This is a genomic window from Novosphingobium sp. 11B (assembly GCF_054589055.1).
Genome location: NZ_BAAILP010000314.1, coordinates 1 through 6,311 on the forward strand (window position 1 = coordinate 1; position 6,311 = coordinate 6,311).

The following is a 6,311-nucleotide window of genomic DNA, read 5'->3' on the forward strand; positions in this document are numbered from 1 at the left end:
GCCGGCTTGTCGAACTGCCCCGCCACGCTGCGATAGAAGTCGGCATACTCATCCTCGCTGATGTCCGACTTCGACCTGGCCCACAGCGCTGCGCCGTCGGCAAGCTGCCGAGCTTCTTCCTCGCTCCCGGTTTCCTCCACGAATATCGGCACCGGGACATGGCCCGACTGAGCCTTGACGATCCGTTCGATGGTGTAGAGCTCGGCATAGCTTTTCGCTTCGTCGAGCAAGGTCAGCGTTACCCTCGTTCCCCGCAAGGGAGCGGCAGCGGGATCGACCGGAGCTATGGTGTAAGTGCCCGAACCATCGGATGCCCAGCTCGCCGCCTCGTCCTCACCCGCGCGGCGGGAAACGACCTCGACTTTGCCCGCGACCATGAAGGCCGAGTAGAAGCCCACGCCGAACTGGCCGATGAGCTGCTGTCCCTCGCCGTTCTTGTCGGCGGCGAGCCTGTCCATGAACGCCTTCGTCCCCGACCGGGCAATTGTGCCCAGGGTCTCGGCCATGTCGATCGCGGACATCCCGATGCCATTGTCCGTGACGGTGAGCGTTCCGGCGTCCTTGTCTAGCGTTACGGTGATGCGCGGCTGGGCGTCGTCGCCAAGCAGTTCGGGCCGGGAGATCGCTTCGTAGCGCAGCTTCTCGCAGGCATCGGCAGCGTTGGAGATAAGCTCGCGCAGGAACACGTCCCGGTCCGAATAGACCGAATGGACCATCATGTGCAGGAGCTTGGAAACATCGGCCTCGAAGGCGCGGGTCTCAGGGGCGGCAAACGTCTCGGTCGTCATCGTCTCTTCGGCTCACATGTTTCGGACTTACGCCAGCCAGATGGATCGGAACGTTTCCACGTTCAAGAGGGCCGACTCTCGGATAGGCGGGTGAGGACTGGCAGCCCCGCCCATTTGATTTAGGAGGCTCGCATCAGCGCGCCCAGCTGTTTTCGCAGAGACGGTCGCTCCAAATGAGAATCGACATTGGTGAAGCCCTCTTTCGCAAGTGCGATAGCCAGGCTTTGCAGGTTCTTACAGCTGCCTTCTCGAGCGATCTCGAAAGCGCGCTCCAGAATCGGACGTCCAGTTATCAAGCAATCCTCCCGTTCCCAATTCGTGCAACGTCACCCTCCATCAAGGTGACGAAAAAATGAGGCCCGGCCGGTGTAGGAGATGTATCCCGCGACCAGGCCCCAGGGATCTCCAGTTGCGGGTTAGGTCAACCAGGATGAGGGTGTTTGATAAAGGCAGACCGGCAAGAACGGTTGCTGCGACCTGAAAATATTCTCCGCCTACGCAGTATCCAAACCTTGGTGGTCTCGATGCTGATAAAGTGGCCCGGCGCTAGCTTACGGAACGTGCGCCGGGCCCAGGTTTTCACGTCAATCATGACTGTTCCTCAGGATAGGAACGTCTGGGGGATCCGCTTGGTTTACGTGGTTCACGCGACGATCGGCGGATGCTCAAAAATGCGTAAGGGATAGCTGCAGTTGATCGTCCTGTTTCGGCTCGGTGTTGGCCAACCGTGCGATCCTCGCCGCATCAGACAGGTCGTTGTCCTCGATGCAGACAAAATCGCGCGTGATCTCCACCTTCTCCCGCAGGCGCTGCAGAACGACGGGAAAAATGTCACGAAGCTGGCGGCAGTCCTCATGCGTGGCGTCGGCCCTATCGGCTTGGTCGAAGCGGTGCTGAGCCAGCGCGATTAAGGCATCGTCGGCTATCGGGCCGGTCACCAGGATACCCAATCCATCTCGGCGTCGTCGACCGCTTCGAACATTTCTGGATCCGCGCCGGTGTCTCCCAGGCGCTTGCGGACCGCATCGGGGTTGCCGTCCTTCGGAAACCCACGATCCGATCTGGCGATCGAGGCGAGTTGGCCAATGAAGCCGCCTCGCTCGCTCTGTTCCAGTATCCAGCGCCCGAAAGGCAAGGATTTCGAACTGGTCTCATAGCCTCCGAGGTCAAGCGGACCATCCATCTTCGATAGTGCAGGCATCGCAGAATCACTCCTTGGTGGAATGACACAATGCTATATGTTCCGCATTTGTTCTGCAATCCGTTACGGTCAGGTTATGGGAACGAAACGGTTCGAGACAGTCTTCGACTACTCATTGTGTCACTGCGGTCGCGTGTCGCGGTGGACACTAGGCGCGGCTGAAGTGCAAGCCTGCGGTAGCCGCGAAGCGCGGTGCAGCCCGTCAGAGCAACGCTGATGCCATGCCGGTTCTGCACTTCGAATGGCGAGGAATCCCTTCTCGACGAACTGGCCGCCCGCATGTGGGCATCGTGCGAGACGTGAGACCGCGACGCAGCGGACCAAGGAATAGGACTATGCTGGGCCGCACTGGCAGTTCGTGTTCCGGAACTATGCGCGCACATTCCTGGCAGCGGCGCGCAGGGATCACGATCGCGACGGGTAAGCCCAGCCCCCGGGCCGGATGAACCGTTTCGCGATCGACTTTATCGATATCGCCGGGCGCGAGGCGGAGCAGGAGCCCATCCAGCCCTGCGGCTGGCGCTTGCCTAGCTCTCGACCAGCCTTATCGCAGAGGAATGGCAAATAGAGCGCTTTTGGAACCGCTTGACGTAACCGCCCGGCACTCACGGGTATGAACCTTTATTTCCGGACGCGGGATGTTTCGATCTATCTCAACCGCTGGAAAATCCTGGCTAAGGAGCGATCAGAGCCACGAACGAAGGGGAGCTCAAAGCGTGGTCGAGGCTGAGAAACGCGACCGGCAAACCGATAAGGATCGAGGCGACGGCAGCGACGCCCCAATAGCGCCGGGTCATTCGCGCTCTCCCGCATGATCAACCACAACTATGTCGATCATCGCCCGAAAGAAGGCGAGCAAATCCGCCGCCGGCATCGCAGGAACTTGGAAGGCGCCGTGGTTGATGGCGCTCTCCACGTCTTCTTCCGTTGCCTTGCGGCGAGCAACCGATACGTCCATCCGACAATCTCCGATTTCTGTCGGTCAAATCATGGACTTGCATAACACAGATTAATCTCGCACGACGTTGCATTCGTGCACACAGGATTTGAAATCTGGCAGAAGTTTTTGAAATTTTTATTCCGCAGGCCCGGCCTATCGCGGCAGCGCAAACGCTTTCCTCGTAGGCCTCGAGATGCCTAGTTGCCTTCCTCATGATACGGGCTCGGCTGTTCGAAAAAGCCCGTAGCGACCGCCGCAATCCCGCCTGCAACGATCAGCAAAATTATGGCCCCCACCACGAAAAAGCGGAGGAGTGGCCGCTTCCCGCCAGGAGGCGTCACGAGGTCTTTATCCATAATCGACATCATAAGCTCCGGTAGCTGAAAACCGCCCGTCGTAGGTGGCTTTCCAGAACCGCCAACTCGTGCTGAGGTTTCCTGACATTCTTACGTTAGGTTCAGAGCATTAAGAACGAAGATATCTGGAAACGCCAACGTGTCGCTGTGCGGGTTGGTCGACGGCTCTATTGCCAGAAAAATGGCTTCCGCAGCGGCATAAGTCGCCACGAGAGGGCTGTCTGGCCTGCCGTGGGTGGGGTTACAAACGTAAGTGATAGCCAAGGGCGTTGTCGCCTCACCAACCGTGGGAAAGGCAACTAGGCCACCCAAGGCAGTCGACAACGTATTATGGAGGTCCGCGCGATCATCCTGCCGACTTACCTTTGAAACTACGCACAGAGCAATGTCTGCTCCCCTCCCGTTTTCGCCATTCCGGGCGACGAGCGCTGCGCTTTGTAGCCGCTGACGTGACTGACGTGACCCCCGGATTTCCTCCAATCGGGATTAGAGCTGGGCAGCAACAACCGATCGGCTTCCATCTCGCCACCCCAAAACAAAATTCATATTTGACGCCCACGGAAAAGCTTGAGCAAAAAGAGGCGTAGAATGTCACAATCGGCAGTTTAATGCCCTCCCTATATACGTTTCTTTGAGAATGGCTCATGCAAAGCCATGACGCCTATGCCCTCCTCAAGAAGCAAAGGTTCCTAAGTAAGATGGACCGCAACGACATTAGTAATTCCAATTCTTTCCTTACCAACTCTGAAGCTGCAGACTTCCTCCGCTTGTCCCCTCGAACACTAGAGAAACAAAGGGTTGTTGGGGGCGGCCCCCCATTCAGAAAATTTGGAAGACGAGTTCTGTATGCCCAAACCGATCTTCAAAAATGGGCTGAAGATCGCAGGTTCGACAGCACATCTCAGTTTTGAATTTTGCTCGGGCGCGGCCACCCGCATTCCACGCCCCAAACTTTTCGCCCCTCCCTCCGATCATGCATCTTATGGAAAATCAGAACATCGCGCGCACACCGAGGACAGTCGATACGCCGGAAACATCCTTACCCGCCGCAATTGCCAGATCTGCCCTCCCACCAAGCTTGCCTTTCAGTGACGCGTACATAGGGTGCAAGCGATCGGTTACGCTAGCAGCGAAGGCAGGCACCAATTTCGAGGCTTACGGAGCCCGCACCGACATGCTGCGCCGGTAGTTCCTGAAACTCGAAATCTGTCTCAGCTTCAGGACCGACCACGAACGACTCGCAATAGCCCGCCTTGCCGCGCGCAAGAATTTCGCATTGTTTCGAGACCAGCAACTGACCTTGCAGTTCTGACCAGTGAGGTACCAGCCGCTCGATACCGACCAGCGCGTAAGTACGCTTCCGATCGGGACGAAATCCTGCCGCATCCAATGCTACAGGGTAACCGTCGGATTGAGAACGCCTGCCTGATGACGATAATCTCAAGAGACGGTCATAGCGACGTCGCTGAAGAGGTCTCTCGATCGGGGATTACGATGCAGGCGGAGATACCGGGTAAAGAACGAGGCCGCCGATAGACTGCGGATTCCGACCATCGCGCGCAGGCATTCCGATTTGATGCCGCGCAGCGTTCCGATCTGATCGCGCGCAGTTGAAGCGCCTGATCGTTGGTCGTGGATGTCACCTATGTTGGCGCCTTGATCAAGCCGCGGCGGTGGCGGCATTTCGACGCATGGATTCACCTTCGAGTTCTAGGCGGTGTGCGTTGTGAACGGGGCGGTCCAGGATGGCGTCGGCGTAGGTCGGATCGTTTATGGTCTGATGCCAGCGGGGCACCGGAAGTTGGCTGGTGACCAGCGTGGAGCGCTGACCGTAACGGTCCTCAAGGATTTCGAGCAGATGGTGCCGGGCGTTGCCGTCGAGAGGCTGAAGCCCCCAATCATCCAGGATCAGCAGATCGACCCGGGCAAGGCTTTTCTGGCGAGCAGCGATACGGCCGTCACCCTTGGCCAAGGTGAGTTCGTCGATTATCCGCGGCAACCGGGTGTAGAGAACGGAACGGTTATCACGGCAGGCCTTGTGACCGATCGCACAGGCCAACCAACTTTTCCCGATGCCGGTCGGGCTGATGATGGCCAAGTTCTCGTGCCTGGATATCCATTCGCCAGCGAGCAACGTCTCGAAGAGCCGGCGGTCAAGACTGCGGCGCGTTCGGTAATCAACGTCCTCGGGCACGGCGCGGTGTCGCAGCTTGGCATGTCGCAAGCGCAGAGCGAGGCGCCTGTCATTTCGGTAGGTGGCCTCGTGGTCGAGCAGCAGTGCCAGCCATTCTGCGTGGCTGAGACTGGCTGCGTCATCGTTGCTTTCCATCTCGGCGAAGGCCTTGGCCATGCCGGCGAGGCCGAGTTGGCCCAGAAGGCCCAGAGTGGGATGCTTCAGCATTCTTGCTCCTTCAGTTGTAGTAGCTCGAGCCGCGGATGTTGGAATGGATGATCGGCTCTTGCTCAGGGGATTGGGGAACGGGCACCTGGTCGAGGCCCTTCTCGAGGATCGATTTAACCGACGGGTAATTACGCGCCTGGATCTCCAGCGCGCGCAACGCCGCAGCTTCGAGGCGCTCGGGACCGAAGCGTTTTTCGAGCCCGATGATGCCCAGACAGGATCGATAGCCCTGTTCGGGATGGGGCTTTGCCTCGATGACCTTCTCGACCAGCAAGGATAGCATCGGCCCGATCCGGCTTGCCTCCTGCCGGATTTTCGCCAGCGTCCATTCGCCGTAGCGCCGGTGGCTGGATGGCATGTGCTCGGGGACGGTGGTGTGCCGGCCATTGCCGCTGCTGCGCAGGTGCACAGCAATGCGCTCGCCTCCCAGGAAGATCTCGACGGTACTGGCAGTGAACCGGGCTTCGACCTCGCGGCGCGCGAAGCGGTGCGGAACAGAGTATTGATGTCGCTCGATCGCGATATGGTAATCGAGCCCGACGCGGCAGCGGCGCCATTCGGCATGAACCCACGGCTCTGCCGGCAGCGGCTTGAGGTTTGGAACATCGACTTCGTTGAACAACTG

The 6,311-nt window shown here is 58.8% G+C and carries 9 protein-coding genes; 2 read left to right on the forward strand and 7 right to left on the reverse strand.

The window, feature by feature from the left end; genetic code table 11:
• The 4 genes from ACYPYD_RS26320 to ACYPYD_RS26335 form a co-directional block, all read right to left on the reverse strand.
• The coding region (locus ACYPYD_RS26320; RefSeq protein ID WP_459666605.1) for an ATP-binding protein at nt 1–788 on the reverse strand (788 nt) is incomplete at its 3' end.
• A gap of 665 nt (nt 789–1,453) precedes the next feature.
• A complete protein-coding gene (locus tag ACYPYD_RS26325) occupies nt 1,454–1,726 on the reverse strand; it encodes a hypothetical protein (protein WP_459666608.1) in 273 nt (90 codons plus the stop codon).
• Nucleotides 1,723–1,989: a hypothetical protein gene (locus tag ACYPYD_RS26330; protein ID WP_285022442.1), complete on the reverse strand. Its 267-nt coding sequence runs from the start codon at nt 1,987–1,989 to the stop codon at nt 1,723–1,725. Before ACYPYD_RS26330 ends, ACYPYD_RS26325 begins: the two co-directional genes overlap by 4 nt.
• 793 nt (nt 1,990–2,782) lie before the next feature.
• Nucleotides 2,783–2,947, reverse strand: coding sequence for a hypothetical protein (locus tag ACYPYD_RS26335; protein ID WP_459666610.1), 165 nt, complete (start codon nt 2,945–2,947; stop codon nt 2,783–2,785).
• 1,036 nt (nt 2,948–3,983) lie between these two features.
• On the opposite strand from ACYPYD_RS26335, the gene ACYPYD_RS26340 reads away from it, so the two are divergent.
• Together ACYPYD_RS26340 and ACYPYD_RS26345 are read left to right on the forward strand one after the other, a co-directional pair.
• Nucleotides 3,984–4,196: a helix-turn-helix domain-containing protein gene (locus ACYPYD_RS26340; RefSeq protein WP_285022449.1), complete on the forward strand. Its 213-nt coding sequence runs from the start codon at nt 3,984–3,986 to the stop codon at nt 4,194–4,196.
• Nucleotides 4,132–4,377 (forward strand): hypothetical protein, encoded by a 246-nt coding sequence (locus ACYPYD_RS26345; RefSeq protein WP_459666619.1) that lies wholly within the window; start codon nt 4,132–4,134, stop codon nt 4,375–4,377. Before ACYPYD_RS26340 ends, ACYPYD_RS26345 begins: the two co-directional genes overlap by 65 nt.
• Nucleotides 4,378–4,408: 31 nt before the next feature.
• Here ACYPYD_RS26345 and ACYPYD_RS26350 read toward each other — a convergent pair whose 3' ends face one another.
• The 3 genes from ACYPYD_RS26350 to ACYPYD_RS26360 all read right to left on the reverse strand — a co-directional run.
• Entirely contained in the window at nt 4,409–4,675 is a 267-nt protein-coding gene (locus ACYPYD_RS26350) for a copper resistance protein B (protein WP_459666612.1), read from the reverse strand.
• A gap of 270 nt (nt 4,676–4,945) precedes the next feature.
• A complete protein-coding gene (istB, locus tag ACYPYD_RS26355; RefSeq protein ID WP_459666615.1) occupies nt 4,946–5,686 on the reverse strand; it encodes an IS21-like element helper ATPase IstB in 741 nt (246 codons plus the stop codon).
• Nucleotides 5,687–5,696: 10 nt separating this feature from the next.
• Nucleotides 5,697–6,311 (reverse strand): Mu transposase domain-containing protein (locus tag ACYPYD_RS26360; protein WP_459666617.1); only part of this gene is annotated, 615 nt, incomplete at its 5' end.

Excerpts from the sequence above, each read along its gene's own strand:
- ACYPYD_RS26330 (WP_285022442.1), bottom strand. The coding sequence starts at position 1,989 with ATGCCTGCACTATCGAAGATGGATGGTCCGCTTGACCTCGGAGGCTAT.
- istB (WP_459666615.1), bottom strand. The coding sequence starts at position 5,686 with ATGCTGAAGCATCCCACTCTGGGCCTTCTGGGCCAACTCGGCCTCGCC.
- ACYPYD_RS26335 (WP_459666610.1), bottom strand. The coding sequence starts at position 2,947 with ATGGACGTATCGGTTGCTCGCCGCAAGGCAACGGAAGAAGACGTGGAG.
- ACYPYD_RS26345 (WP_459666619.1), top strand. The coding sequence starts at position 4,132 with ATGCCCAAACCGATCTTCAAAAATGGGCTGAAGATCGCAGGTTCGACA.
- ACYPYD_RS26340 (WP_285022449.1), top strand. The coding sequence starts at position 3,984 with ATGGACCGCAACGACATTAGTAATTCCAATTCTTTCCTTACCAACTCT.